The sequence below is a fragment of the Paraburkholderia sp. GAS448 genome (genome assembly GCF_050435685.1).
Classification (GTDB): domain Bacteria; phylum Pseudomonadota; class Gammaproteobacteria; order Burkholderiales; family Burkholderiaceae; genus Paraburkholderia.
The window spans coordinates 1-23,983 of the sequence record NZ_JBNDKT010000006.1 but is presented as its reverse complement, the minus strand read 5'-3'; the positions used below and the strand labels follow the sequence as shown (position 1 = coordinate 23,983).

Below are 23,983 nucleotides of genomic sequence, written 5' to 3'. Positions count from 1 at the left end.
TCGTGGCTTGCCTCGTGCTTTACCTGCTTCCCGGCATCGTGGGACGCGAGCCGTGGAAGCAGGACGAGATGTACACGTTCGGCATCGTCCAGCACATGGCGCAGACCGGCGACTGGATCGTGCCGACAAACGCCGGCGTTCCGTTCATGGAGAAGCCGCCGCTCTTCGACTGGTTCGCCGTCGGCTTCATGAAGGCGACCTCGGGCTGGCTGCCCGCCCCTGACGGCGCACGCCTCGCGACACTGCTCGCCATGCTGGTCACTTTCGCCGCCACGGCCGCCATCGCGCGCGCGGTGTCGCCCCGGCGCGGCTGGCTCGCACGCGATACGGCCGGTTCCATGCTGCTGCTCGCGGGCACCATCGGGCTCGTCAGGCACGCACACGACCTGTTCACCGATGTCGGCTTGATGGCGGCGAGCGCGGTCTCCCTCTACGCGTTGATCCGCATCGTGCTGCTTGCCGGCGACACCCGCCGCTGGCCCCTCTGGCGAGCCGCGCTGCTGCTTGGCGTGGGCGTCGCCGCAACGCTGATGACCAAGGGTCTGCTGATGCCTGGCGTGTTCGGCGTCGCCGCGCTGCTCGTGCCGCTGTTCGTGCCGGCGTGCCGCACGCGCCGCTATGCGTTCGCACTGCTGCTCGCGGGCGCTGTCGCGCTGCCGCTGATGGTGATCTGGCCAGCACTGCTCGCCGAGCGTTCGATGCCGCTCTTCAAGACCTGGCTATGGGACAACAATGTCGGCCGCTTTCTCGGCTTTTCCGTTCCTGAACTGGGATCGGACAACACGCCTTCGACGCCATTCAAGGCGCTCCTGTTCTTCGCCTTTCCGGTGGGCCCGCTCGCGCTGATCGCACTCGCGCGGCGCGCGACATGGCGCCAGCCTGTCCTCGTCGTCGCCGCGCTCGTGAGCGTCACGGGCCTCTCCACGCTGTGTCTTTCCGCGACGCTGCGCGAACTCTATCTGCTGCCGATCCTGCCCGCGCTGACGCCGCTCGCCGCCAGCACGCTGCCGCGTCTGCCGGCGCTGGTACAGCGCATATGGGTCTGGCTGGCGCGCACCGTCGCGGCGGCGAGTCTCGTCGCGGTCTGGCTCACCTGGTGGATCATGCGCGGCCCGCAGTCGCTGCATCACTGGGTGGCGCCGCTGGGTCGCTGGCTGCCGCTTGAGTGGGAGTTGCCCGCACGACAACCTGTCGCGGTATTGAGCGCCGTCGCATTGACGTTGGGCTGGATCGCGGTGCAGCCCGCCATCGACCGCAGCGGCCGGTGGCGCGGCGCCGCCAGCTGGGCTGCCGCGATGACACTCAGCTGGGGTCTCATGGCCACGTTGCTGATGCCGTGGATCGACGCGGCCAAAAGCTATCTCCCGGTGTTTGACCAGGCTGCCGCGGTATTGGCGCCCGTCGACGCGAAAAACGACTGCGTCGCGTCGAGCGGGCTGGGAGAATCCGAGGCGCCGATGTTCGCGTGGTACACCCACCGTCGCGTAGTGAGCATCGGCACGGGCGACTCGCAAGACTGCAACGTGCGGATTGTCCAGACACCGCCAGCCGCCGCGACAAACCAGCCCGGCTGGCAGGCCTTCTGGAGCGGCGCACGCCCGGGCGACCGGGATCAGCTGTTCACGCTGTACCGGCGAGCCGCGCCGATGCTTTCGGCAGCCGCGGCCGAGCCTGCAGACAGCCAGCGGCCAGCCGGGCCGCCTGCGTCTCAGGTCAAGAATCCGAAAGAATAGCGATTGCCACGTGCGTTTCATGCGCCGTGGATAATTTCATCGTTAAAATAGCGCCCGGACTCGCACGGGAACCCGAACCCACCCGTGGTGCGGCAACCCCCTGAAACCGATCGTTTCATCCCGAGTCCGGTGCAAGCGCAGAAGTTGCGCCTTTTGGCTGTACATTTGCTCTCCCCCCGCGTGGCCGGTCGGCTCGCAAAGAATCCGCGCTGGATTTTTCCGCGCCCGTAGCGTCCTTCTTCCAGATACAACTTAAATCGACGGACACGCACGCAGCATGGCCAACGAAGCAACCTCACCCGACTCCATCGCGGTCGCCGAGCGCGTCCGCGAGTTGATGAGCCGGCACGGCATCGGCAAACGCCAGCAGACCACCGAGCTTTGCCGCATCCTCGACCTGAGCTTTTCCCAGGGTCACCGCAAGCTGCGTGGCAACAGCCCCTGGACGCTTTCGCAGATCAAGAAAGTCGCCGAAGCATTCGGAGAGCCGGCAGCGCAACTGTTCGGCGCGCAGTCGCTCGACCCCGGCATGGTCGGGGCGATCGCGCACGAAGCCGTGTTTTCGATCGGCGCGGTCGATCTGGCCTGCACCGCGTGGATCGGCGTGCCGCTCGAAGCCGGCAGCCGGCCGGAGTTCATTGCCTACTCGAAGCTGGACCAATGGCGCGTGGTGCGTTACGACGGCGCGCTCTATCAGAATGCCTTCGAGGTCCACAAGATCGAGATCTATCCGCGCCGCGCCGAGACGGACAAGCCGTTGATCGCGGTCGTCGACGACGATCAGGCATCCGCCGACAACCTGCGCGATTACCTCGAACGCAACGGTTTTGCGGCGATGGCGCTGTATGGGCTGTCGGCCTTCAACGATGCGCTGCAAAGCCAGGTGTTCGACGGGATCGTGATCGACTGGCTGTTCGGCAACCAGACCTCGGCAACAGCGATCCGAGCGGTGCGCGCATCGGAGAATCCGGACGCGCCGATCTTCGTGTTGACCGGCGAACTCCTGACCGGCAAGGCGAGCGAATCGGAAATCAGCGACGTCATCCGCAACTACGATGTCGCGTGTTACGAAAAGCCCGCAAGAATGGCGATTCTCGTCGCCGATCTGTCGAAGCGGCTGAACCGGCCCTGAGTGCGAGCGCTCGCGGTCGATCCGCGTGAAACGCAGCAACGCAGCAGCGCACGGCTGCAAGAAAACCGCATCAGACGCGGTGACGGGCCGCCAGAGCGCGCTGCACTGCCGCGCGCAGGACCTCGTAGTGCACCGGTTTCGCAAGACATGCAAAAAACGGCCCCGCCGCGCCCGTTGCATCCGGTTCCGGCGCATACGCGCTGATCGCGATGATCGGCACGTGCCCGGAAGGCGTATGGCGTGCGGTGAAGTCCTCTACGAACGTGTAGCCGTCTTTGTCCGGCATGTGCAGATCGAGCAGGATCACATCGCAGCGATGCGTGCCGAGCCACGCGAGCGCGGCGTCCGCATGGTCCATGGCCACTGCGTCGTATTCCATATGCGCGACCATCTCGCACAGCGATTCGCGCACCAGCGGATTGTCATCGACAACAAGAATCTGCGGCCGCGTCCCTTGACCTGATGCTTCTGCCGGCGCTGCGGGCACGACGTCTTCGACCACCGGCGTGACCGGAATCGCAACCTTGAAGGTGGTGCCTTCGCCCACCTGGCTTTCGACGCGGATCGTACCGCCGAACAGATCGACGAGACCCTGCACGATGGCGAGCCCCATGCCGGCGCCTTCGAAACGCCTTGTGCGCGAAGCGTCGAGCTGCGTGAACTCCTGGAAGATCAGCGGCAACTGCGCGGGCGGCACACCCGGCCCCGTATCGCTGACGACGATCGACAGTAGCGTCGGCCGCTGCACCAGTTCGAGACGCACGGAGCCCCGCTCCGTATAACGGATTGCGTTCGTCACCAGGTTGTTGACGATCTGCCGGATCCGGTGCGGATCCGATTCGACGAGCCCGGTATGATCGCCCAGCCCGCTTTCGAAGCTGAGCCCTTTCGCGCTTGCCGCCGGCGCGTTCTGATCGGCGATCGATGCCAGCAATTCGCGCGGATCGAAACGCTCGTGACGCAGATCGAGCTTGCCCGCGCCGAGACGCGCATAGTCGGTCAGATCCTTCATCTGCGCCTCGAGCTGGCGCGCGGCGCTTTCCAGCCGGCGGATGACCTTGCTGTCCGCTTCGGAATGGGAATTGAAACCGAGCAGTTCGATCGACGACACGATCGCATGCAATGGCGTGCGCAGTTCGTGGCTGATCATGCCGAGAAACGCGTCCTTGGCGAGGCTTGCCTCACGCGCAGCGCGGCTCGCCTCGTGCTCCGCCGCAAGCGCCGCGTGTTGCTGACGGATCAGCTTCGTGCGCCGATAGCCATTCCGGACGAGCAGTACACTCGCCGCCGCCGACAGCAGCAGCAACACGAGACCCGCGGCAAACAGCAGGCGCCGCTTCGCGATGAAATCGTGGTTGAGCGCTTCACGATCCGTGACGTCCGCGAAACGCCGGCTTAGCGCGAGATCGTTGACCTCGTTCCAGTGCTCGCGCAACGCGGTAACAATGCGATCGGCGCGCGCCGGATCCTGCGCCAGCGCATCGAACTCTGGCTCGAGCGAAGCGAGCAGGTCACTCAGCGTGCGGATTTCTTCCGCCTGCACCCCGGCGAGCGGCGGATTCTGCGCCAGCATGCGCGTCGAACCGGACATCACGTTCAGCTTCGACTGCAGCACCTGATAGCGCAACTGAACCGCCGAATATTCGCTATCGGCACCGCTCTTGTAGAGCAACAACTGGTTTTCGAGGCGTGCGTAGGCAATCTGGAGCTGGGCGGCGTCCCAGTAGAAGCCGTCATACGTGCCCGTCAGTTGCTGCGTGGCGCGCGGATTGAGCAGGTTTGCGTAGAGGAAATATCCGAGCGCGCCGAGCGGCGGCGCCAGCGCCGTGAGCCAGATCACGACGAACACCAGACGGCGCAGCGGCAACCGCTTCATTTGACGACGATCGCCTTGATCTGCCATGCGAATTTCGCGTCACCGACGGCGCCCTGCAGTTCTGCGGGATACGCGTCGCGCGGATAGATGAGGAACAGCGGACCGAAATCGCTGACCTTCAGCCGCTTGCCGTTCATGCTGTACGCGACGATCACGCCGTAGCGCTCGGCGTCCGCGACCGGCACCGTGCAGGTGTAGTCGTCGAGCGTGTGGATTTCGAGCTCGCTGCCCCAGGCGCCGACAGTCTTCAGAACATCCGCGAGCGACGGTCCCGTAAACGTGGATTTCGGCGTCCAGGTGGTCGACGTCGTGATCGAATGCGCTGGCAGTGCGAGCAGGTCGCTTTCCGTGAAATGAAACTCCGTGTGAGCGGCGTCCGTCGTGTGTCTGATCTTGCCCTTCACGTCGAGCGTCAGTTCTGTCGCCCAGGCCGGCGCAGCGGCGAGAGCCATCGACAGATAGATCGTCCACAGCAGGGCATTCAGGTAGCGCATATTCACCGGTCCTTTTATTTCTATATATGTGTGATCCCGTCCCGCCACGCAACAGGATTCCGGAACCCCCGGCATAATATCGCCAAACGCCGCGCGCATAAAAAATGTGCCTGCCACAGGCGCGTGCGGCCCCTCGCGCGAACAGCAAGACGAGTCATGAACAAACCGGTTCTTCCCCTGACGTATGAACAGCTCGATCACTGGATCGAATCGTTGCAACCTGCCCTGCTGGACGAGCAGTTCGTTGCCGCGGTCGGCATTCTGCGTGGCGGCGCGCCGCTCGCGTTGATGGCCTCGCATGCGGTGGGCGTGCCCGTCGCGTTCCTGCGGTACGAACGCGCAAGCCGTGTGGTGACATGGGACTCGTCGCTGCCGATGCCCGCGCCCGGCTCGAAAGTCCTGCTGTGCGAAGACATCGCGGGGCGCGGTTTCACGCTGCTCGACTGCATCGACTTTCTCGAACGACACGGTCTGATCGTGCGCACATTGACCGGCGCCTTCGACGAACTCAGCCGCATGCGTCCTGATTTCGGCATCGATGCATGCGGCTATTTCGCGCTCTTTCCGTGGGAACGCCAGGCCTACACGGACCGCTATCGCGAGGACTGGACGAACAACGACGCCGGCCAGCGCGCGCCGATGTCCAACGACCATGACTACGCGACGTACGCAATCGATCTCGACGGCATCCTGCTGCCTGATGTGCCCTCCACCCGCTACGACGAAGATCTGGAAGGCGCGTTGAACGAGCGCGATCTGCTGCTGCCGTTCGAGTCGCTGCCTGGCATCGACCTGCAACGCGCTCGCGCGATCATCACCGGCCGGCCGGAGATGGATCGCGAACGCACGCAGGCGTGGCTCGACCGGCACGGCTTCGGCAAACTCGAACTGGTGATGCGCACGCCCGACCTGCACGACCACACGCCGGCCGGCACCGCGGCACACAAGGCGGCGGCCGTCCTGCGATGTGGCGTGACGCACTTCATCGAAAGCGATCCGGTACAGGCGCTCCTGATCGCACAGACAGCGCCGCTGTTGCGCGTGATCTGGTGGGACGCCGTGGGGCGCACCGGCACGCTGGTTGGCGCATCGGGCTGGCGCTGATCGCGCGCAGCCGTCAGGCGCACAACCAGGCATAACCGGGCACGACCCGTCACGCCGGCACGCGCAGATGCTTCGCCGCACGCTGCGAAGCAACGACGATCAGCTTCATCGTCGCCCGCGTCGCGCCGACGAACAGCTTGCGCGCAATGCGTTCGTCGAACTCCGCAAAGTCGACTTCGGTCAGGATCACACACGGCGCGGATTGACCCTTGAAGCGATAGATCGACTCCAGCAGCACATCGCCTTCGCGGTACTCGGGGCTGCCGAACAGATCATATTTGCCGGTGAAACTGCGCAGCCGATGCGGTCCGAGCTGGTCCAGCGCCGTCAGCCCCGACCCTTCGCGGCCACGGAATGACAGCACGGCGATGTCCTGCTTGCGAAAACCCAGCGAAAGCGCGTGCGTGATCGCACGCTTGGTCGCATCGATGCTGCCAACGGCTGCGTGCGCTTCGTCGTAGGTGGAAAACGAAATATCCGAACCATCGAACGGGCTGCCCGAGCTGAGTCCAGCCGCGAGCGGTGCCGACGTTCCGACCAGGTCGCGCACGTAGTCGAGAATGTCGCGTGGACTGCGGTAGTTCGTTGTTTCCTTGAGCGTGGTCCAGCCAGGAAGCTCGACCGGTGTGCGCATGTACAGATTCTGCAGCGGATCTTCGAGCCACCACCACGCCGCGCCGGGCCGCAGCAACCGTTCGAGCGCCGCGACCCACGGTTGCTGGAAATCCTGCCCTTCGTCAACAATCAAGACATCGTATTGCCAGCGCCCGTCGATCGACGCTTCGGCGAATGTGCTCTCCAGCTGCTCGAACACGTTCGGCGCGTCGAAGTCCGGCGCACGGCCGGCATCGCGTGCGATCCAGTCGCATAGCTGGTGATAGTTCGCGACCTTCGCCTCCGGCGGCGCCACGCGCGCGATGTGGTCGGCAAGCGGCCGGTTGAAGCACACATACAGGGTCCGCCTGCCTTGCGCGACGGCGTCTTTCATGACCTGCACGGCGAGTTGCGTCTTGCCCGAGCCGGCGGTGCCGATCACGCGCAGCCGGAACGGCGCAAACTCGAGCCGCCGCGCCCACGTCGCAAGGCCGCCTGCGAGACGCGTCACCAGCGTGCCGGCCTGGCCGACGAGCGCGCTCGCATCCGGCGTCAACGCCAGTTCGTCGGCGAGGAAATGGTGGATCTTTGCCGCGCATGGCAGGCGCGGTTCGTCGGCGGGCAGCGCCTCGCGGATGATCGCGGCGAGCCGGTCCTTGCGCGTCGCATCGACGATACGCGCCGGATTCACGCCGGCAATCGCGGCATCTTTCACGACGTGGTCCGGGCAGTACAGCAGTTCCTCGATGAAATACGTGTTCGCGCCGAACGCGCCCGTGAAGCGCCGATGCATGCCCTCGACCGTGCGCGCCAGTGCAATCGCCACATTGCGCTCGGTCTGCATGTGCACCTTGACGAGGCCCTTGGGTGTCTCGCGCAGGAAGCCCGTTCTCTGCTCGATGATCATCACGCGCCCGGACGGGCTGACGATCACGAAGTCCGCTTCGCCGAACACGGAAAAGCCCTGGTTGAGCCGTGTCCAGTGCACGCCGTGATAAACCGTGTATTCACCGGACAACGCGTTTTCAAGCAGCGCGAGCGTCTCGCGCTCGCGCGACGCCGCGCCGGTGGCAGCGAGATTCTTCCAGTCGTCGGGGACTATGCGGGCCATGCTGTGCCTCGTCGCGTTGGGGTAGGCCTATTGTACGCAGAGCCGTTTCCGTGCCCGGTAAAAATAGCCGACATCGTGTATCGTTAGCGGTTCAGCGCCGCCATGATGCGCGGCCTCTTGCTTTCAGGAGAAAACGGCGAATGATCACGATCTGGGGACGGGCCAACTCGGTCAATGTCCAGAAAGTCCTGTGGTGTTGCGACGAACTGGTGTTGCCTTACGAACGCATTGACGCCGGCATGCAGTTCGGCCGCAACAACGAGCCAGAGTATCTGGCGATGAATCCGACCGGCCGGATTCCGACACTCGTCGATGGTGATTTCGTGCTGTGGGAATCGAATTCGATCCTCCGCTACCTGGCGCTCCAGTATGGACCGCCGTCGAACCTGCTGTATCCCGCGGAACCCAAAACGCGTGCGGCCATCGATCGCTGGCTGGACTGGACGCTCACTACCCTGCAGCTCGCCGAGCGGCCCGTGTTCTGGTCGATCGTGCGCACACCGGCCGCCGAACGCGATCAGGCCGCGCTGGCGAAAGACCTGCAGGCTGTCGGCGCACTGTGGAAGATGCTCGATACGCATTTGCAGGGGCGCTTCTTTTTCGAAACCGACACGTTCACGCTCGCCGATGTGGTCCTCGGTGCGTATGCGAAACGCTGGTTCGGTCTCGAAGGGATCGAACGTCCGTCGCTGCCGAATCTCGAGCGCTGGTATTCTCGTCTTGCGACGCGTCCGGGCTTCAGGAAGTACGTCGACCTGCCGCTCACTTAAGCCAATCACCTGAGTGACTGACTGAGGCTGCTTCCGAAAGCACTCGGGTCTTATCCGGTATCCGCACCATGTCGATTACTTTGTATGCCTGGGGCACGCCGAATGGCCGCAAGGTCAGCGTTGCCCTCGAAGAAATGGAACTGCCGTACACGGTCAAGCCGGTCAACATCGGCAAGGGCGACCAGTTCCAGCAGGAATTCCTGAGCATCAGCCCGAATAACAAGATTCCGGCGATCCTCGATCCCGACAGTCCGGATGGCCGGCCGATCAGCGTCTTCGAATCCGGCGCGATCCTGCTGTATCTGGGTGAAAAGACCGGCAAATTCCTGCCGAAAGATCTGCGTCAGCGCGTGCCGGTGCTGGAATGGCTGATGTGGCAGATGGGCGGTTTTGGCCCGATGCCCGGTCAGGTCCATCATTTCGCCGCACTCGAATCGGAAATCGACCGTCGCTACGGACTGAAGCGCTTCTCCGACGAAACGCGGCGTCTGTATGGCGTGCTCGACCGGCGGCTGCAGGACAACGAATTCGTGGCGGGCGAACTGTCGGTGGCGGACTTCGCGATCCTCGGCTGGGCCTGGCGGCACGAACGCCACAAGGTCAACCTCGCCGATTTTGCGAACGTGCAACGCTGGTATGAAGCGCTGTTTGCGCGGCCGGGCGTGCAGCGCGGATTCGCTGCGAAGCTCGATTGAGGTGGCCGCACGCATGACGCAGGACATCGCCCGCACGCTCGCCGCTGCGCAGCAAAAGTTTGTCGGCGGACAACTCGACGAAGCTGCAGCGCTCCTGAACGGCGTGCTCGCCACGCAGCCCGATCACGGGGAAGCGCTCGAAGGCCTCGGCTACATCGCGGCGAAAAGCGGTGACTACACGCGCGCGGCCGATCTCGTCACGCGTGCGCTGCAGGTCATGCCCGCTTCGCGCGATCAGATCTACTGGGCAGCCGAGGTATGTCAGCTCGCCGATCGTCACGATGAAGCGGCCGCGCTCTTCGAACGCTGCCTCGCGCAGGGTCCGGATCACCCGCCTTATCTGCATGGCGCTGCGCTTTCGCTGGCAAAGCTCGGCGAGCACGAACGCGCGCTGGCCATGTTCGAGCGGCTCCTTGCGCGCAATCCATCGCTCTTTCAGGTCCATTACAACCGGGGCAACCTGCTCGGCAGCATGGGCCGGTACGACGAAGAAATCGCCGCCTACAGGCAGGCAATCGCGCTGAAGCCGGATTTCGTCCGGGCGCATGTGAATCTGGGTGTGGCGCTGCGCGATCTTCACCGTTTCGACGAGGCGATGCAGCAGTTCAAAAAAGCGGTGACGCTCGACGCGAACGACGCCGGTGCGCGCACCAATCGCGCGCAGACCAACCTGCTGCGGGGTGAATTCGAGCACGGCTGGCGCGAGTACGAATGGCGCTGGCGCGACGGCTCGCAGAGCCTCGAGTTCGATGCGGCGTTGCTTTGGACCGGCCAGCAGCCACTCGACGGCAAAACGGTGCTGATCAACCGCGAACAGGGGCTGGGCGATACGCTGCAGTTCGTCCGCTACGTCGGCCGGCTGGCTGACGCGGGCGCGCGCGTGGTGTTGCGCGTGCAGGGCGTGCTCGTGCCGCTGCTGCAGGACTATCCGGGCGTCGCGCAACTCATCGGCGACAGCGACGCGGTTCCTGCATTCGACTATCACGTGCCGCTCCTCAGTCTGCCGTTCGCGTTCAGGATGCGCGCCGCCGACATTCCGGCAACGGTTCCGTACCTGCGCGCAGACCCGGGCAGGCTTGCGCAGTGGGATGACGTGTTCGAGGCGCGAAGCGCAACGGGCCGGCCGCGCGTGGGCGTCGTCTGGTCCGGCAGCCGGGGCCATCTGAACGACCACAACCGCTCGTTGAAGCTCGCCCAGCTTGCCCCGCTGTTCGACGCGAACGCAGCGTTCATCTCGTTGCAAAAGGATGTGCGAGACTGCGACCGCGACACGCTCGCGCAACATGAGACATTGCGCGACGTGTCCGACCGCCTCGTCACGTTCGCCGACACGGCCGCGCTGGTTTCGCGGCTCGATGTGGTGATCAGCGTCGATACGTCGGTCGCGCATCTGGCCGGCGCGCTCGGCAAGCCGGTTTGGATCGCGCTGCCGTTTACGCCCGACTGGCGCTGGCAGCTGGAGCGCAGCGACAGCCCCTGGTATCCGCAGGCGCACCTCTTCCGTCAAACGGTTCGCGGCGACTGGTCAAACGTGCTGATCGATCTGGAGAATGCACTGAACGCGTGGCCTGCGTTGCCAGGCAACCCGTAGACACTGGACGGCAAGCGGGAGGTCGCCCAAAGCGCAGCATGCGCCAGGAAAGCGGCCATCCCCGCCGATTCCGGTTGCCCCGTATAATCGACGCATGAAAAACGCATCCTCACCGGTAGCGCACGACCACGGGCACGAGCATGGGCAAACACGGGCGCCGTCGCCTGAAGCCGCCCTCGCGCTGGCGGAAGAATACTGCCGCGAGCGCGGCGAAAAACTCACGCCGATCCGGCGCAAGGTGCTGGAACTGCTGCTTGCTTCCGGAAGGGCCACCAAGGCCTATTCGCTGCTCGACGACATGCGCCAGATCCATCCCGGATCGGCACCACCCACAGTCTATCGGGCGCTGGATTTCCTGCTGTCGGCGGGCCTTGTTCACCGTATCGAGTCGATCAACGCGTTCACCGTCTGCCACGACCTGACGCAATGCCAGCATGGCATCCTCGTGGTTTGCCAGCAATGCGGCAACGTCACCGAACTGCATCAGCCGAAGCTGCGTCAGGCGCTCGTCGCGCAGATCGAAGATGCCGGTTACCGGCTTGCCAGCGACGAAATCGAACTCAAGGGTCTGTGCGCAGCGTGCCAGGCTGCGGAAAGCGCCAGCAAATGACCCCCGCGGCCGTCAAACCGGCCGCGCCTTGCGACGTCTGCCGCAGCGCCTGCATCAGCGCCCGCATCAACGCCTCATCTGCTCTCAGCCAGCGGCCCGCGCCTCGATTGCGTCACGCAACAGCGTAACGAGCGCTTCTGGACGGGCCGGCTTCGTCATGAAATGCTGGAATCCCTCGCCGATACTTCGCAGACGGTAGGCATCGTCGGTATGGCCGGTGAGCGCTACCGCCACTGACGGCGAATGGTCGCCGCGAATCTCGTGGTCGCGCAGGCGCTGGATCAGATAGAAACCGTCCATGGCGGGCAGATCGATGTCGCAGACGACGGCATCAGGCAATAACCTGACCGCGGCCTCGACACCTTCTTCTGCGTCCGCCACCGCGACGACGTGCGCGCCTTCCAGTTCAAGCAGGTTCGCCAGCGACTCGCGGCTTTGCGCATCGTCCTCGACAAGTACGATCGTGGCGTGATCGAGTCTCAACTCTCCGTTCATTTTGCTTTGTTGCTATGTAAACAGGTTAGGCGGTCACGCGCAGCCATTGTATGGATCATCCCGCCGCCCTTCTGAAGCGCTTTCGGGAGACCGTGGACATTGCCGTGAAAAAGGGCCTTGCGTTCTGACCTCGACGCAACGGTACACACAGCATTCTGACTCGTTTTCACGGTACGAGTTGCGGTCGTCTCGCGTCCACGATATCACACCGCCTTACACGGGCTGCGCGGTGGACCATCCACTGAAGTGCCGGGATCGCGGTGTTGCGGCGCTATCATGGGCGGCCTGCCCCGCGCCTTTTTCTCGCCGCTTGCCACGTTTCTCACCGGATACCCGACACGATGACGCAAGACCTCGATTCCGCCACGCTCGAAACGCTCCGCCACGTGAGCACCGCGACACTCACCACGCAACTCTTCAAGCGCGGTCTGCGCAACACGTTCATGCAAGGCGTCGCACCGCTCGCCAGACATGGCGGCCCCAATCTCGTCGGCCCCGCGTTCACGCTGCGCAATATCCCGTCGCGCGAAGACATCGACGTGCTCGAGCTTTTCGCCAATCCGGAATACGCGCAGCGCAAGTGCGTCGAGACCATTCCCGCCGGCCACGTGCTGGTGCAGGATTGCCGCGGTGAGCGCGCGAGCGCGTCGTTCGGCTCGATCCTGACGCTGCGCCTGCAGGTACGCGGTGTCGCGGGGATGGTGTCGGACGGGCCGGTGCGCGACAGCGAAACCATCGCGGCGCTCGGTCTGCCCGTGTTCTGCGCGGGCGCGAGCGCGCCGCCGAACCTGATCCGTCACCATGCCGTCGACATCAACGTACCGATCGGGTGCGGCGGCGTGGCGGTGTTTCCAGGTGATGTGATTGTCGGCGATGGCGACGGCATCGTCGTCATTCCTCGCGAAATGGCGGCCGAGGTGGCGCTCGCCGCCGCCGAACAGGAACAGCTGGAAACGTTCCTGACGGAGCGAATCCGCGACGACGCAGCGCTTCCCGGCACGTATCCGCCGAACGAGGCGACGAAAGCCGCCTACGAAGACTGGAAAAAGGCCCGTAAGCTTTCCTGATCCGCCAGTCGCGAGTCGCTGGCTCAGCGTTTGACGCCTTGAGGGCCTACGCCATTCACCAGTAGCGCGACCGCGTGTCGCGCGATGTCTTGCGCGCTGATCTGACGCCGCGCCGGATCGTTGCGCCACATCTTCGATGTCGCAAGCGGCAGGATCGTCAGCCCGAGCAGCGACAGAAACACCAGCGACGGCTCCAGATCCGCGTTCAGCCGGCCTTCTTTCTGCCACTTTGCGATGCACTCGAGCGACGCCTTTTGATGGGCGTCGCCAAAGCGTTCGTGCATGCGCTGCTTCAAGAGGCCGCCCTCGCTGATCACTTCGCGCACCCAGAGCGGCGGAAACCATGGATGCTCGATCGCGACATCGACCAGCCTGCGCGCCAGTTGCGTAATCGCCGCAACGGGATCGTCGGGGTTCGCCTGAAACGGACCGCCCATGGCCGCCCGCAACGGCAGAAAGCGTTCGTCGATCAGCACGTCCAGCAACTGGTCGCGCGTCCTGAAGTAGTAATGGACCATCGCGGGCGTAACGCCGGCCTCGCGCGCAATCGCGCCTAGCGTCGTGTCGAGGATGCCCTGCCGCGCGAACAGCGCGAGCGCGGTGTCGAGCAGCCGCGCGCGCTGGTCCGGGCCGCGCGCACTTCCCGTGGGGCGCCCCGGCCGACGGGCTGCCCCGGCCGCTGCTTCCGGCACGTCGGGCATTGCGCCTGCTGAGGCAGATATGCCGTCAGCCGCGTCTGCCTGTGCTGCCCGACCACTGAGTTTTGACTTTGCCATATCCATTTGACGAGCCGTCCTGTCTCGCATATATTAATCGTCAAGTTAATTAATTTCAAGATGCAGCCCCAGTATATGGACCAGTCCACCTCCTTACCCGCCGAACATGGCAGTGCCGCCGCGTCTTCGTCCGCGAGCGCGCCCGCGCACCCGCCGATACGCATCCTGTTTCCCGCACTGCTGCTGGTCATGCTGCTGGCCGCGCTCGACCAGACCATCGTGTCGACCGCCCTGCCTACCATCGTCGGCGAACTGGGCGGGCTGGAAAGCCTGTCGTGGGTAGTCACCGCTTACCTGCTGACCTCCACCATCGTCGTGCCGCTGTACGGCAAGTTCGGCGACCTTTTCGGCCGGAAAATCGTCCTGCAGACCGCCATCGTTCTGTTCCTGATCGGCTCGGCGCTGTGCGGCGTCGCGCAGAACATGACGCAACTGATCCTGTTGCGCGCGCTGCAAGGTCTCGGCGGCGGCGGGTTGCTCGTCATCACGATGGCGGCGATCGGCGACGTCATTCCGCCTGCGGAGCGTGGCCGCTATCAGGGTATGTTCGGCGGCGTGTTCGGTCTTGCCACCGTGATCGGTCCGTTGCTCGGCGGCTTTCTCGTCGAGCATCTGTCCTGGCGCTGGATTTTCTACATTAACTTGCCGCTCGGCGTCGTCGCCCTGCTCGTGATCGCCGCCGTATTCAAGCCGCACACGGCGCACGTCAGGCACACCATAGACTACATGGGCGCCGCGTTCCTTGCGTCCGCGCTGACCTGCGTGATCCTGTTCACGAGCCAGGGCGGCACGGTGCTGCCCTGGACCTCGCCGGAGCTGTGGTTCACGCTCGCGGTCGGCATCGTCTGTATCGGCGGCTTCATCTATGAAGAACGTCTCGCCGCCGAGCCGATCATGCCGCTTCAGCTGTTCACGCAACGCACGTTCTTGCTGAGCAGCCTGATCGGTTTCATCGTCGGCGTATCGATGTTCGGCTCGGTCACGTTTCTGCCGATGTATCTGCAGGTCGTCAAAGGCTCCACACCTTCGCAGGCCGGCATGCAAATGTTGCCGATGATGGGTGGCGTGCTGGTCATGTCGGTCATAACGGGACGGGTGATCAGCAAGATCGGTAAATATCGGATGTTCCCGATCGCGGGCACCTTCCTCGTCGCCGTCGCGATGATCCTGCTCGCGCGGTTGCAGATCTCCACCCCGGTGCACGTGATGTATCTCTACATGGGTGTGCTCGGCTGCGGACTGGGCATGGTGATGCAGGTGTTGATTCTCGCGGTGCAGAACACCGTGGAGTTCAAACACATGGGCGTGGCCACGTCGGGCGCGACGCTGTTCCGCTCGATCGGCGGCTCGGTCGGTGTCGCCGCGTTCGGCGCGGTGTTTTCGAACCGGCTTGGCGCGCGTCTCTCGGAACTCATTCCCGCCGGCACCGAGCTGCCGCAGTCGCTCGGCCCCACGACGATCCACCAGTTGCCGGCCGCATTGCGTGACAATTATCTGCAGGCGTTCTCCAGTGCACTACATACCGTATATCTCTCGGCGGCATGTGTGGTCGTGCTCGCGTTTGCACTGTCGTGGTTCCTCGAAGACGTGCCGTTGCGCAAGCATCATTAATCACTATTCAGGCAGGGCCGGCGGAAAGTCCGGCCCGCGAGCCGTATCGCGCAACATTCCTCCGACCAAACCACCATGCTGCAGCGTGGTGCGTATCAAAAAGTCTACCGATCGATCGTTCTCCCCACATGTCCCGAAGCCACCTGTCGGGTAGGTGACAACGGTGGTTGACGTTGGCGCTGAAACGACACATATTGCATTTAGCGGCCCTGCAACATGCCATTGTGCCGGTCGCTCGCAGGGCAGATGCGCGTATCACGCAGATGCCCCTGATCGCCTTGACCGCGATCCGAAACTGGTGGGTCCAACACATGTCCACCCAGACTACTCCTGGCCAGAGTTTCCCGACGCCGTGCAAACGTTGCGGCGGCGCACTGTATCCGCCCGACGATACCTGTCCGTGGTGCGGCGCAAGTCATGCAGTTGCGTATGGCATCCGCCAGAAAGCGGCAGGACATGCGCTGCCGCCCGACGACCCCGATACGCATGCGCCCGACGCCACGCAATCCGCTCCCCAGCATGCCGCGCATCATCCGCATCTCATGCTGCCCGACACGCCAATTGCGCCGCTCAGCATGCCGGTGCCGCTGTGGAAGAGCCTCGGCAAGTGGATTTTCACCAAGGGTCTCGTGGTGGTCCTGCTCCTCGGCGCGCTGGTGTACGCGGGCTATGCGTTGTTTGGCGACCACAAGGACTCCACGACTGACGAACCCGCTACGAAAACCGCAACGGGCACCATCGTCCCGTACGAACCGGCCTCTGCCCCCAGCGCACGGCAGAGCGTTGCGTCGATTGCCCCATCACCGCCCGCACAGATGCCCGCGCCTTCCCCCCCGGTAGCGCATGTTCCTTTGCCTGTCGCGCCCGCAGGGCCCGCGCCATCGCCCGTTGTCCTGCCGCCGCTCCCGCCGCGCGAGATAACGAAACATCGGGACGTGCCCGAGGCCCTGCAGGCGGCGCGCGCCAGCCTGCAGGCGAATGATCTGACAGGCGCCCAGGCGGCGCTGGCTGAAGTGCTCGTCGCCCAGCCGGACAATGCGGATGCACGGCTCATGCAGCAGGACCTGCTCCAGCGCCAGACGAAACGCGACCACGCGATGCGCAATGCGAACGTGTGCGCGGCTGACCGTCTGTGGAGTTGCGTGCGCCACAACGCCACCGATGCGCTCGCGATCGATGCGACCAACCCCAACGTGAGAGCGCTACTCGAACGTTCGATACGTGAAGCGGGCTGGAACACGCCGGCCCTGCCGACCGCGCGCGGTGGCGCACAGGCGACGGCGCCCACGGCGCCCACCATCGCCACGGCCAACCCGCCTCCGGCCAGGCCCGCGAAACGCGGCAACGCGAACGCCCAGATTCCGGTCGCAAACACCCCTGCACCGGCGCCGGCGCCGGCGACCGCGACTGCGACTGCGACTGCGACTGCGGCATCAGGCACGGACCCCAACAGCGTCGACGCCAAAATCCGCGCGATTGTCGAATCCGGCTGGAGTCATCCCGCGCCACGCGCCGCGACACCGGCATCGGCCGCACCCGCCGCGCCCTGAACCTGCTACTGCACCGGAGACTGCAAAACGACGACACGCGAAACAACCGCATCACCGACGAACCTGTTGCCCATGACATCGAAGACCTGACTCATCCGTGCATCGTGCCTCGCGCGTGGCTGCGCGAGCGCCCGTTCCAACCACACAGACAAGGTGGAGACCATGTTCAAGAACATTCTGGCGGGATTGATCGTACTGGCGCTGGCTTCGTCAACCGCGCTGGCGGCCGATGCGCACTACAAGATCGTCACCGGGCCGGAGCGCGGCACGTACATCCAGATCGGTGCGGATCTGGCGAAGTGGGTCGCCGACCCGGCCGGCATCGAGCTGGAGGTGATGCCGTCGAAAGGCTCCGCCGAAAACGTGCAGCGCATGCGCTTCGAGCCGGGAGTCAAGCTCGCGCTGGTGCAGTCCGACGTGTATCAGGCCTACGTGGACATGGCGAACAGCGGCAATGCCGATGCGGGTACAACGATTCGACCGTTGCGCCTGATCATGCCGCTCTATGACGAGGAAATCTATTTCGTCGTGCGTGCGGACTCGCCGCTCAAGAACATCAACGATATCAAGAACCAGAACATGAGCGTCGGACTGATCGGCAGCGGCACGGCGCAATCGGCAACGACGCTCTATCGCCTGATGTTCGGCCAGCCGATTCCCGAGCAAAACGCGCAGCACCTGTCCAACGAGGACGCGCTCGCAGCGTTGATCGTGGGGAAGATCGATGTGGCAATCGTCGTTGCGGGCCAGCCAGCGAAGCTTTTCACCGATATGAATCCCGAACTGTTGCAGAAGATCCGGCTTCTCAAGCTGGATCCAGCTGCGCCGGAAACCGCACGAGCGAAACAGACCTACTATCCGGCCACGATCCGCACATCAAGCTATCCGAACTGGATCAAGGACGATGTGCAGACACTGACCGTCAAGGCCTTCCTCGTCACATACGACTACAACCTGCGCGACACAGTCGGCAAACTTGACCGCTTCGCCGACTCGCTCTGCACAAACTTCGACAATCTCCAGGAACACGGCCATCCGAAGTGGAAACAGGTGAAGCTCGAACTGCCCGATCTCGGCAAGGGCTGGAAATACTATCCGCCGATGGAAAAGCGCCTGCGTGCCTGTATCGCGCACAAGAGCGCCGGGGCGACTGCAACCCCCACGGCAGCAACAGCCGAAGAGAGCGTGCAGAAAGCCGGCAAGCGCCCATGCTCGGAGCAGGAAAGGCTCCTGCTGCTGTGCGGGAAGTAGACAGGTGTAAGCGGAAGCAGTCGGATCCGAGGGAAAGTTGCGACGGTTGAACGCGCTACTTCCCCCGCCGGCCGTCACGCCATGACTGCGCTGCCGTCACGCCATAACCGCGCCGCGGTCACGCCATGAGCGCGCTGCAGTCACGCCATGAGCGCGCTGCGGTCACGCCATGAGCGCGCTGCGGTCACGCCATGAGCGCGCTGCGGTCACGCTATGACCGCGCTGCGCGCTCCATCGCGCGCTGCAGCGCCTCGTACACTTTCGGCCGGTTACATTGCGATGCGTTGAAGCGTAAAAATCCCGCCGCCGATTGCGACACGCTGAACACATTGCCTGGCGCGAACACGACGTTGTCGGCCAACGCGTGACGCGCGACGTCGGCAGCGTCGAGCGTGTCTGGCAACTGCGCCCAGATGAACATGCCGGCGCGCGGACGCGTCCATATCTGCAGTCCCGCCTGCATCAGACGCCGCACGGTATCGCCCATCGCGTCGGCGAGTTTCGCACGCATGCTCTCCAGATGACGTCGATACGTGCCGTCCACCAGCAGGCGATGCACGACGCTGGCCGCGAGCTGCCCGTTGCCGAACGACGTCGCCAGTTTCAGATCGATCAAGGGTTCGATCCAGTCCGCGCGCGCCGCAATGTAGCCGCATCGCACCGCCGCCGACAGCGTCTTCGAGTAGCTGCCGATCGTCACCACGCGCGCCAGACCGTCAAACGCAGCGAGGCGCGGCGCGGGCTCCTCTTCGAAGTCGGCGAAGATGTCGTCTTCGACGATCAGCAGATCGTGCTCGGCGGCCAGTTTCAGCAGACGATGTGCGATGGCCGGCGCAAGCATGGCGCCGGTGGGATTGTGGATCGCGGAATTCGTCACATAAAGCCTCGGCCGATGCTCGATCAGCGCGCGTTCGAACCGTTCGAGGTCCGGTCCCGACGGTGTGTACGGCACACCGACCATGCGCACGCGATGCGCACGCAGCAGCGCCTGAAAGTTGAAATAGCAGGGATCGTCGATCAGTACCGTGTCGCCGGGTTCCAGCAGGAAGCGGCACACGAGGTCGAGCGCCTGCGTGCCGCCGTCGGTCAGAACGATCTGCTCCGGCGCTGCGTCGACGCCATGCTGCGACAGCCGCCACGCGAGCTGTTGACGCAGCGCGGGCAAGCCCGGCGGCGACGCATATTCGGCGAGCGGCGCGTCCGGGTCCCGGGCAATCGCCCGCAACGCGCGGCGCATCCCGTCCTCCGGCATCCATGACGCCGGCATCCAGCCGCAGCCGGGCTTGAGCGCCTTGACGCCGGTTTCGAGCGACTGCCGCGTGAGCCAGAGCGGATCGACCTCGCGATCGAGCTGCGGCCCGATATCCGCCAGCGCAAACGGCGGCGCGTGGCCGGATACGAAAAACCCGGACCCGCGCCGCGACACGATCGCCCCTTCCGCGACCAGCCTGTCATAGGCATCGACCACCGTCGACTTCGACACGCCGAGCGAGTCGGTCATGGCACGGATCGACGGCACGCGCGCGCCGGGCATCAGCGAACGGCTCGCGATCCGCTCGCGCAGCGCGTCCATCACGAGCGCGACGCGCGTGCCTGTCGTCACACTGTTGCTGCCATCTTCCGCCATCTGTACTGCTCCTTGATCGGTACAGTTTGCCTGAATTGTACTGATCCGTAGCTTACCCTGCGCGCTTGCCCGGCGCATCATCTGCGTTCCATTTTGATCAAAGACCCGGTCCCAATGCAAAAGACAACGAACGGCTGGCTCAGCGGTTTCGTCGGCATGCTCATCTTCAGCGGCTCGCTGCCCGCGACGCGTATCGCGATTCAAGGATTCGATCCGGTCTTTCTGACCCTGGCGCGCGCCGCCATCGCCGGCACGTTAGGGCTCGCGTTGCTTCTGGTGTTTCGGCAAACGCGCCCGGCGAAGCGCGATTTCCTGCCACTGGCGATGGTGGCGCTGGGCGTCGTCGTGGGCTTTCCGCTGCTCACCGCGCTGGCACTGCGGCATATCACCGCCGCGCATGCGGTGGTGTTCATCGGCCTGTTGCCGCTCGCAACCGCGATCTTCGGTGTCATGCGCGGCGGCGAGCGCCCGCAACCGGCGTTCTGGTTATGCTCCGCCATCGGCAGCGCCACCGTGGTCGCGTTCGCCTTGCGCAATGGCGTCGAAGCGTCGCCGGTCGGCGACCTGCTGATGGTCGCGGCGATCGTCGTCTGCGGCCTCGGTTACGCGGAGGGCGCACGGCTGTCGCGTCATCTCGGCGGCTGGCAGGTGATCTCGTGGGCACTGGTGCTGTCGTTGCCGGTGATGCTGCCGCTCACATGGTGGGCGCGTCCGGCGTCGTTCGACGGCGTCAGCCATGCCGCGTTGTGGGGCCTCGCGTACGTATCGCTTTTCAGCATGCTGATCGGCTTCGTGTTCTGGTATCGAGGGCTCGCGCTGGGCGGTATTGCCGGGGTTGGACAATTACAGCTGTTGCAGCCCTTCTTCGGCCTCATGCTCGCCGCGCTGTTGCTGCATGAAGCGGTGCCGCCGGAGATGATCTTCGTGACGGTCGTCGTCGTCGCTTGCGTGGCGGGTGCGCGGCGATTTGCCAGGCGCACACCGGTGCACAGACCAGCGGCTTGAGTGGCGGCCGTGCCCCACGCCTAAGGATTTCCTGACCGGAAGTTCAGCAAAGCCCTGACCTGTTTTCTTGATGTCCTGACGGCGCTGCGATTACTGACCACATAGGATGAAGACACGTCAATCATCCTGTGTCCGCGCGCCGCCATGGTTCCCTATCTGTCTGAGCGAGAAAATGCCGTCGAGCATATCAACGCGATGTGCTCTCGCCTGTTCGATCTTTGGTGCGAACGCAGGAGCATCATGCCGCTCACTTTTCTGTTGCGCGGCTGGCCGCTCGTGAGCAGCGACCCCGAGCCCCTGCGGCGGCTCGGCAACGCGATCCGCGATCTCCGACGACAACATCTCCACGAACTGAGCGTCGACGCATTTCAGCAACTCTGCGAGTTGTCCGATTGCGTAGAGGACCTGCTCGCCCTGTGGTCCGTCACAAACCGGGCGACCGCCAGCGGATAGCGCGAGAGAGGGGGGCGCGAGCGCCGCGCGACGCAACAGGCAGACGGAACAGACCTTGGCAGCAGGAGGCAGGGATGGGCACGACCGACACACTCGACTTCGTGCGGGATTTCAATCTCGCGTACCTGTCGCTGGTCCAGAGCCTGTTGCGTGAAGACAGGACAGCGGGCATGGCGCGCTTCTGCATGACGCCTGAAGTCGCTGACATCCTGATCGGGCTTTCGGCCGCGCAGCTTGCAAAGCTGGCCGTCGCGCCACACGTGCTGTGTCATTTTCGCTTCAACGCGCAGCCCACGCTGGCAGCCCTGTCGGATTCGCTACACCCTGCCGGCGCAGCGTTGGCGCCCGGATCGTCAGTCTGCCAGCCTGCCGCTTTGCCCCTGTAAGCGAATCGTCCGGTGAGGGGGAGAACGGCATGCACTTCAACGAAATCAGCGACGAGGAATGGGCCCTGCTTGCGCCTCTTCTGTCGGATGCAACCGTCGTGCACGGCCAGCGCGGCCGGCCACGTGTGCGGGTTCGCGTAGTGGCGAACGCAGTGCTGTGGATTCTGACAACGGGTGAACCCTGGTCGAGGTTGCCGGGGACCTATCCATCGGCGCCGACCTGCCGGTGCCGGTTCGAGGAGTGGCGCTCGACCGGTGCATTGGTCCAGATGCTCAAGGTTCTTGCGGATGCGGGGCGCACCTTCTGCCATGGCGCGGATACCTTCCTCGAAGACGGCAGCAACCCACCGCGACGTATCGGCCGCCAGCTCCGTGAAGAGGGTCTTCGCCAGGTATTGTGGAAAAACCCGGCAACGTGGCAGGCATCGGGCAGCACGCCCGTGCGTGCCCATACCGCGGATTCGTTCACTGAAATGACGAGGCAGCTCGCGGGTCCATCGAGTGCCGGGCCTGTCCGTGTCGAATACCATGCCCCCGGGAACACCGTCCAGTGCGCCCAGCCGCCTGCCTCACCATGGATGGGCCTCGCGTCGCACGGCAAACGCGTGCTCGATCCACGCGGGTACGTCATCTATATCGCCGCCGACCCGGTGGCGGATACCCGGTTCCGCGGCTGGGCCGAGATCGTCCAGGACGCACAGCGGGTCGCACGTTCCGGCCTTGTCGGTCCGCGCTTCGCGAGCCGGGAAGCTGCGCAGCAGTACGCCCTGGAATGGGCGCGGCAATGGATCGACGACGAGACCGGCCTCGACAGGGATGGCCTCGACGCGGCAATCATCGACGTGTGGCAACGAAACGTCCGCTCCGGCTAAATCGAAAGCGAATACCTCGCAACGTGACGGACGCCGCCCCGAACCGATCACGAAAGCCGCGGCGAGTAAGCGGTCCAGGGCACCGTCAGCTCATCCAGTACTCGTCCGGAATCCTGCGGTCCGCTTCGGAGAGGAAGGGGTTCTCGAGCTGAAAGGTCTTGCGGTTCACGAGCTTCGTGCGCGTCAGCGCATCCTGAATGTAGGGATGCGAGTTGAAGAGCCTCATGAAAGAACCATCGCGATACGCGGCGACGAGCCCCTTCCCGATCGTCTCCGCCATCGCTTCGTGTCCCGTGGCGACATAGAAAATGAAATCGGATCGATACTTCAGCAGCAGCCGGTTCTCGACGACGAGATCGGGCTCCCGGTGCCGGCGTCCCTCCAGTTCGGCAAACGCTTCCACGACGCCGCGCGGAAAATAGTCGACCCGGCCGCTCTGGGTCATCTCGAACATCGTCTCGTAGGTCGAGGTCTGTACAGTCAGCCCCGCTGCCTTCAGGATTTCGGTATCGATCCATCCGAGCCCCTGACCGCCCGTCAGGGCCTTCAGATCGGAAAAGCGTTCGATCCGGTCGAAGTCCGGCTGACGATCCTTTCTTATGACAAACACCCGGTAACCGATCAGCCCGCGATGAATCGGAATCCGGACCACGTTCAATCCGCGCTCGGCTCGCGCCTCCATGCTCGTCCAGTGCAGATTGATCGTATCGCCGCCATTCGCCAGTTCGGCCAGCGCGCGGCCGCGCTCCATGACGATCGCGGTCTGCTGTGCGGTATAGCTGGCGTTGGCCGTTTTCATCGCCAGATCGAGGACCGCCAGCGCATACGCGGCATGCACGTCGCCCCCTGGGCGGATGCGCGGATAGACGATATCGAAGCGAATTGCCGGCGCGGCAGGCACGCCAAGCGCCACGCCTGCCGCACTCAGCGCAGCCAGTACAAGGCGCCTGCGATGCATAGATGGTTGGGAGGTGTCGAAACAGGAGCGACGCGCCGGAATCGGCGCACGTCCCCTCAGATTCCCGCCTCATGAGTTTCATCGTGCCACGGCCCAGGCCTGCTGGCAAACCGTACAATCCCGCTGTCCTAGGGCCTGTTCACGCTAATAACGGGCTTGCGAACGTGCCTTTCCGCCCGCAGTGCAAGGAGGAAGGAGCGCCGTTTGGCCGAGCCAAACAAG

Annotated in this window: 22 protein-coding genes; 15 read left to right on the top strand and 7 right to left on the bottom strand. The window is 64.3% G+C overall.

What is annotated here, in order from left to right:
- Positions 1-14: 14 nt before the first annotated feature.
- Together P3T23_RS13645 and P3T23_RS13640 are read left to right on the top strand one after the other, a co-directional pair.
- Positions 15-1,733, top strand: a complete 1,719-nt coding sequence (locus P3T23_RS13645) for an ArnT family glycosyltransferase (protein WP_429316699.1) — start codon at positions 15-17, stop codon at positions 1,731-1,733.
- Positions 1,734-2,010: 277 nt separating this feature from the next.
- Complete coding sequence (locus tag P3T23_RS13640; protein WP_429316698.1) at positions 2,011-2,865, top strand: helix-turn-helix domain-containing protein; 855 nt, start codon at positions 2,011-2,013, stop codon at positions 2,863-2,865.
- Between the two features lie 70 nt (positions 2,866-2,935).
- Here P3T23_RS13640 and P3T23_RS13635 read toward each other — a convergent pair whose 3' ends face one another.
- Both P3T23_RS13635 and P3T23_RS13630 read right to left on the bottom strand, forming a co-directional pair.
- Complete coding sequence (locus P3T23_RS13635; protein WP_429316697.1) at positions 2,936-4,768, bottom strand: ATP-binding response regulator; 1,833 nt, start codon at positions 4,766-4,768, stop codon at positions 2,936-2,938.
- On the bottom strand, positions 4,738-5,235 hold the full coding sequence (locus tag P3T23_RS13630; RefSeq protein WP_429316696.1) for a molybdopterin-dependent oxidoreductase: 498 nt from the start codon (positions 5,233-5,235) through the stop codon (positions 4,738-4,740). The genes P3T23_RS13635 and P3T23_RS13630 overlap by 31 nt, the downstream gene beginning before the upstream one ends.
- Before the next feature lie 156 nt (positions 5,236-5,391).
- Here P3T23_RS13630 and P3T23_RS13625 point away from each other — a divergent pair, with 156 nt between their 5' ends.
- Complete coding sequence (locus tag P3T23_RS13625) at positions 5,392-6,339, top strand: phosphoribosyltransferase family protein (RefSeq protein ID WP_429316695.1); 948 nt, start codon at positions 5,392-5,394, stop codon at positions 6,337-6,339.
- A gap of 49 nt (positions 6,340-6,388) precedes the next feature.
- Here the strand turns inward: P3T23_RS13625 and P3T23_RS13620 are convergent, their stop codons facing one another.
- Positions 6,389-8,044 carry an ATP-binding domain-containing protein gene (locus P3T23_RS13620; protein WP_429316694.1) on the bottom strand — a complete coding sequence of 552 codons (1,656 nt, stop codon included), beginning with the start codon at positions 8,042-8,044 and terminating at the stop codon, positions 6,389-6,391.
- A 140-nt stretch (positions 8,045-8,184) separates the two neighbouring features.
- Here P3T23_RS13620 and P3T23_RS13615 point away from each other — a divergent pair, with 140 nt between their 5' ends.
- From P3T23_RS13615 to P3T23_RS13600, 4 genes are all read left to right on the top strand, one after another.
- Entirely contained in the window at positions 8,185-8,814 is a 630-nt protein-coding gene (locus P3T23_RS13615; RefSeq protein WP_429316693.1) for a glutathione S-transferase family protein, read from the top strand.
- Positions 8,815-8,882: 68 nt separating this feature from the next.
- Positions 8,883-9,509: a glutathione S-transferase family protein gene (locus P3T23_RS13610; RefSeq protein WP_429316692.1), complete on the top strand. Its 627-nt coding sequence runs from the start codon at positions 8,883-8,885 to the stop codon at positions 9,507-9,509.
- A gap of 13 nt (positions 9,510-9,522) precedes the next feature.
- On the top strand, positions 9,523-11,100 hold the full coding sequence (locus P3T23_RS13605; protein WP_429316691.1) for a tetratricopeptide repeat protein: 1,578 nt from the start codon (positions 9,523-9,525) through the stop codon (positions 11,098-11,100).
- A gap of 94 nt (positions 11,101-11,194) precedes the next feature.
- Complete coding sequence (locus tag P3T23_RS13600) at positions 11,195-11,710, top strand: Fur family transcriptional regulator (protein WP_429316690.1); 516 nt, start codon at positions 11,195-11,197, stop codon at positions 11,708-11,710.
- An 84-nt stretch (positions 11,711-11,794) separates the two neighbouring features.
- Here the strand turns inward: P3T23_RS13600 and P3T23_RS13595 are convergent, their stop codons facing one another.
- Positions 11,795-12,205: a response regulator gene (locus tag P3T23_RS13595; RefSeq protein ID WP_429316689.1), complete on the bottom strand. Its 411-nt coding sequence runs from the start codon at positions 12,203-12,205 to the stop codon at positions 11,795-11,797.
- 341 nt (positions 12,206-12,546) lie between these two features.
- On the opposite strand from P3T23_RS13595, the gene P3T23_RS13590 reads away from it, so the two are divergent.
- Positions 12,547-13,272, top strand: coding sequence for a ribonuclease activity regulator RraA (locus P3T23_RS13590; RefSeq protein ID WP_429316688.1), 726 nt, complete (start codon positions 12,547-12,549; stop codon positions 13,270-13,272).
- Between the two features lie 23 nt (positions 13,273-13,295).
- Here the strand turns inward: P3T23_RS13590 and P3T23_RS13585 are convergent, their stop codons facing one another.
- Complete coding sequence (locus P3T23_RS13585; protein ID WP_429316687.1) at positions 13,296-13,973, bottom strand: TetR/AcrR family transcriptional regulator; 678 nt, start codon at positions 13,971-13,973, stop codon at positions 13,296-13,298.
- 150 nt (positions 13,974-14,123) lie between these two features.
- On the opposite strand from P3T23_RS13585, the gene P3T23_RS13580 reads away from it, so the two are divergent.
- The 3 genes from P3T23_RS13580 (at position 14,124) to P3T23_RS13570 (ending at position 18,460) form a co-directional block, all read left to right on the top strand.
- Positions 14,124-15,659: an MDR family MFS transporter gene (locus tag P3T23_RS13580; RefSeq protein ID WP_429316686.1), complete on the top strand. Its 1,536-nt coding sequence runs from the start codon at positions 14,124-14,126 to the stop codon at positions 15,657-15,659.
- A gap of 311 nt (positions 15,660-15,970) precedes the next feature.
- Positions 15,971-17,209 (top strand): zinc ribbon domain-containing protein, encoded by a 1,239-nt coding sequence (locus P3T23_RS13575; RefSeq protein ID WP_429316685.1) that lies wholly within the window; start codon positions 15,971-15,973, stop codon positions 17,207-17,209.
- 162 nt (positions 17,210-17,371) lie between these two features.
- Positions 17,372-18,460 (top strand): TAXI family TRAP transporter solute-binding subunit, encoded by a 1,089-nt coding sequence (locus P3T23_RS13570; protein WP_429316684.1) that lies wholly within the window; start codon positions 17,372-17,374, stop codon positions 18,458-18,460.
- A gap of 211 nt (positions 18,461-18,671) precedes the next feature.
- Here P3T23_RS13570 and P3T23_RS13565 read toward each other — a convergent pair whose 3' ends face one another.
- Positions 18,672-20,087 carry a PLP-dependent aminotransferase family protein gene (locus tag P3T23_RS13565; protein ID WP_429316683.1) on the bottom strand — a complete coding sequence of 472 codons (1,416 nt, stop codon included), beginning with the start codon at positions 20,085-20,087 and terminating at the stop codon, positions 18,672-18,674.
- A 114-nt stretch (positions 20,088-20,201) separates the two neighbouring features.
- Here P3T23_RS13565 and P3T23_RS13560 point away from each other — a divergent pair, with 114 nt between their 5' ends.
- The 4 genes from P3T23_RS13560 to P3T23_RS13545 all read left to right on the top strand — a co-directional run bounded on the left by P3T23_RS13560 (position 20,202) and on the right by P3T23_RS13545 (position 22,803).
- Positions 20,202-21,092 (top strand): DMT family transporter, encoded by an 891-nt coding sequence (locus P3T23_RS13560; RefSeq protein ID WP_429316682.1) that lies wholly within the window; start codon positions 20,202-20,204, stop codon positions 21,090-21,092.
- 240 nt (positions 21,093-21,332) lie between these two features.
- Positions 21,333-21,545 (top strand): hypothetical protein, encoded by a 213-nt coding sequence (locus P3T23_RS13555; protein WP_429316681.1) that lies wholly within the window; start codon positions 21,333-21,335, stop codon positions 21,543-21,545.
- 74 nt (positions 21,546-21,619) lie between these two features.
- Positions 21,620-21,931, top strand: coding sequence for a flagellar transcriptional regulator FlhD (locus P3T23_RS13550; protein ID WP_429316680.1), 312 nt, complete (start codon positions 21,620-21,622; stop codon positions 21,929-21,931).
- A 29-nt stretch (positions 21,932-21,960) separates the two neighbouring features.
- Complete coding sequence (locus P3T23_RS13545; RefSeq protein WP_429316679.1) at positions 21,961-22,803, top strand: transposase; 843 nt, start codon at positions 21,961-21,963, stop codon at positions 22,801-22,803.
- A gap of 85 nt (positions 22,804-22,888) precedes the next feature.
- Here P3T23_RS13545 and P3T23_RS13540 read toward each other — a convergent pair whose 3' ends face one another.
- Positions 22,889-23,761, bottom strand: a complete 873-nt coding sequence (locus tag P3T23_RS13540; protein ID WP_429316678.1) for a hypothetical protein — start codon at positions 23,759-23,761, stop codon at positions 22,889-22,891.
- Between the last annotated feature and the right edge of the window lie 222 nt (positions 23,762-23,983).

Excerpts from the sequence above, each read along its gene's own strand:
- P3T23_RS13640 (WP_429316698.1), top strand. The coding sequence starts at position 2,011 with ATGGCCAACGAAGCAACCTCACCCGACTCCATCGCGGTCGCCGAGCGC.
- P3T23_RS13635 (WP_429316697.1), bottom strand. The coding sequence starts at position 4,768 with ATGGCAGATCAAGGCGATCGTCGTCAAATGAAGCGGTTGCCGCTGCGC.
- P3T23_RS13630 (WP_429316696.1), bottom strand. The coding sequence starts at position 5,235 with ATGCGCTACCTGAATGCCCTGCTGTGGACGATCTATCTGTCGATGGCT.
- P3T23_RS13625 (WP_429316695.1), top strand. The coding sequence starts at position 5,392 with ATGAACAAACCGGTTCTTCCCCTGACGTATGAACAGCTCGATCACTGG.
- P3T23_RS13620 (WP_429316694.1), bottom strand. The coding sequence starts at position 8,044 with ATGGCCCGCATAGTCCCCGACGACTGGAAGAATCTCGCTGCCACCGGC.
- P3T23_RS13615 (WP_429316693.1), top strand. The coding sequence starts at position 8,185 with ATGATCACGATCTGGGGACGGGCCAACTCGGTCAATGTCCAGAAAGTC.
- P3T23_RS13610 (WP_429316692.1), top strand. The coding sequence starts at position 8,883 with ATGTCGATTACTTTGTATGCCTGGGGCACGCCGAATGGCCGCAAGGTC.
- P3T23_RS13605 (WP_429316691.1), top strand. The coding sequence starts at position 9,523 with ATGACGCAGGACATCGCCCGCACGCTCGCCGCTGCGCAGCAAAAGTTT.
- P3T23_RS13600 (WP_429316690.1), top strand. The coding sequence starts at position 11,195 with ATGAAAAACGCATCCTCACCGGTAGCGCACGACCACGGGCACGAGCAT.
- P3T23_RS13595 (WP_429316689.1), bottom strand. The coding sequence starts at position 12,205 with ATGAACGGAGAGTTGAGACTCGATCACGCCACGATCGTACTTGTCGAG.
- P3T23_RS13590 (WP_429316688.1), top strand. The coding sequence starts at position 12,547 with ATGACGCAAGACCTCGATTCCGCCACGCTCGAAACGCTCCGCCACGTG.
- P3T23_RS13585 (WP_429316687.1), bottom strand. The coding sequence starts at position 13,973 with ATGCCCGACGTGCCGGAAGCAGCGGCCGGGGCAGCCCGTCGGCCGGGG.
- P3T23_RS13580 (WP_429316686.1), top strand. The coding sequence starts at position 14,124 with ATGGACCAGTCCACCTCCTTACCCGCCGAACATGGCAGTGCCGCCGCG.
- P3T23_RS13575 (WP_429316685.1), top strand. The coding sequence starts at position 15,971 with ATGTCCACCCAGACTACTCCTGGCCAGAGTTTCCCGACGCCGTGCAAA.
- P3T23_RS13570 (WP_429316684.1), top strand. The coding sequence starts at position 17,372 with ATGTTCAAGAACATTCTGGCGGGATTGATCGTACTGGCGCTGGCTTCG.
- P3T23_RS13565 (WP_429316683.1), bottom strand. The coding sequence starts at position 20,087 with ATGGCGGAAGATGGCAGCAACAGTGTGACGACAGGCACGCGCGTCGCG.
- P3T23_RS13560 (WP_429316682.1), top strand. The coding sequence starts at position 20,202 with ATGCAAAAGACAACGAACGGCTGGCTCAGCGGTTTCGTCGGCATGCTC.
- P3T23_RS13555 (WP_429316681.1), top strand. The coding sequence starts at position 21,333 with ATGCCGCTCACTTTTCTGTTGCGCGGCTGGCCGCTCGTGAGCAGCGAC.
- P3T23_RS13550 (WP_429316680.1), top strand. The coding sequence starts at position 21,620 with ATGGGCACGACCGACACACTCGACTTCGTGCGGGATTTCAATCTCGCG.
- P3T23_RS13545 (WP_429316679.1), top strand. The coding sequence starts at position 21,961 with ATGCACTTCAACGAAATCAGCGACGAGGAATGGGCCCTGCTTGCGCCT.
- P3T23_RS13540 (WP_429316678.1), bottom strand. The coding sequence starts at position 23,761 with ATGCATCGCAGGCGCCTTGTACTGGCTGCGCTGAGTGCGGCAGGCGTG.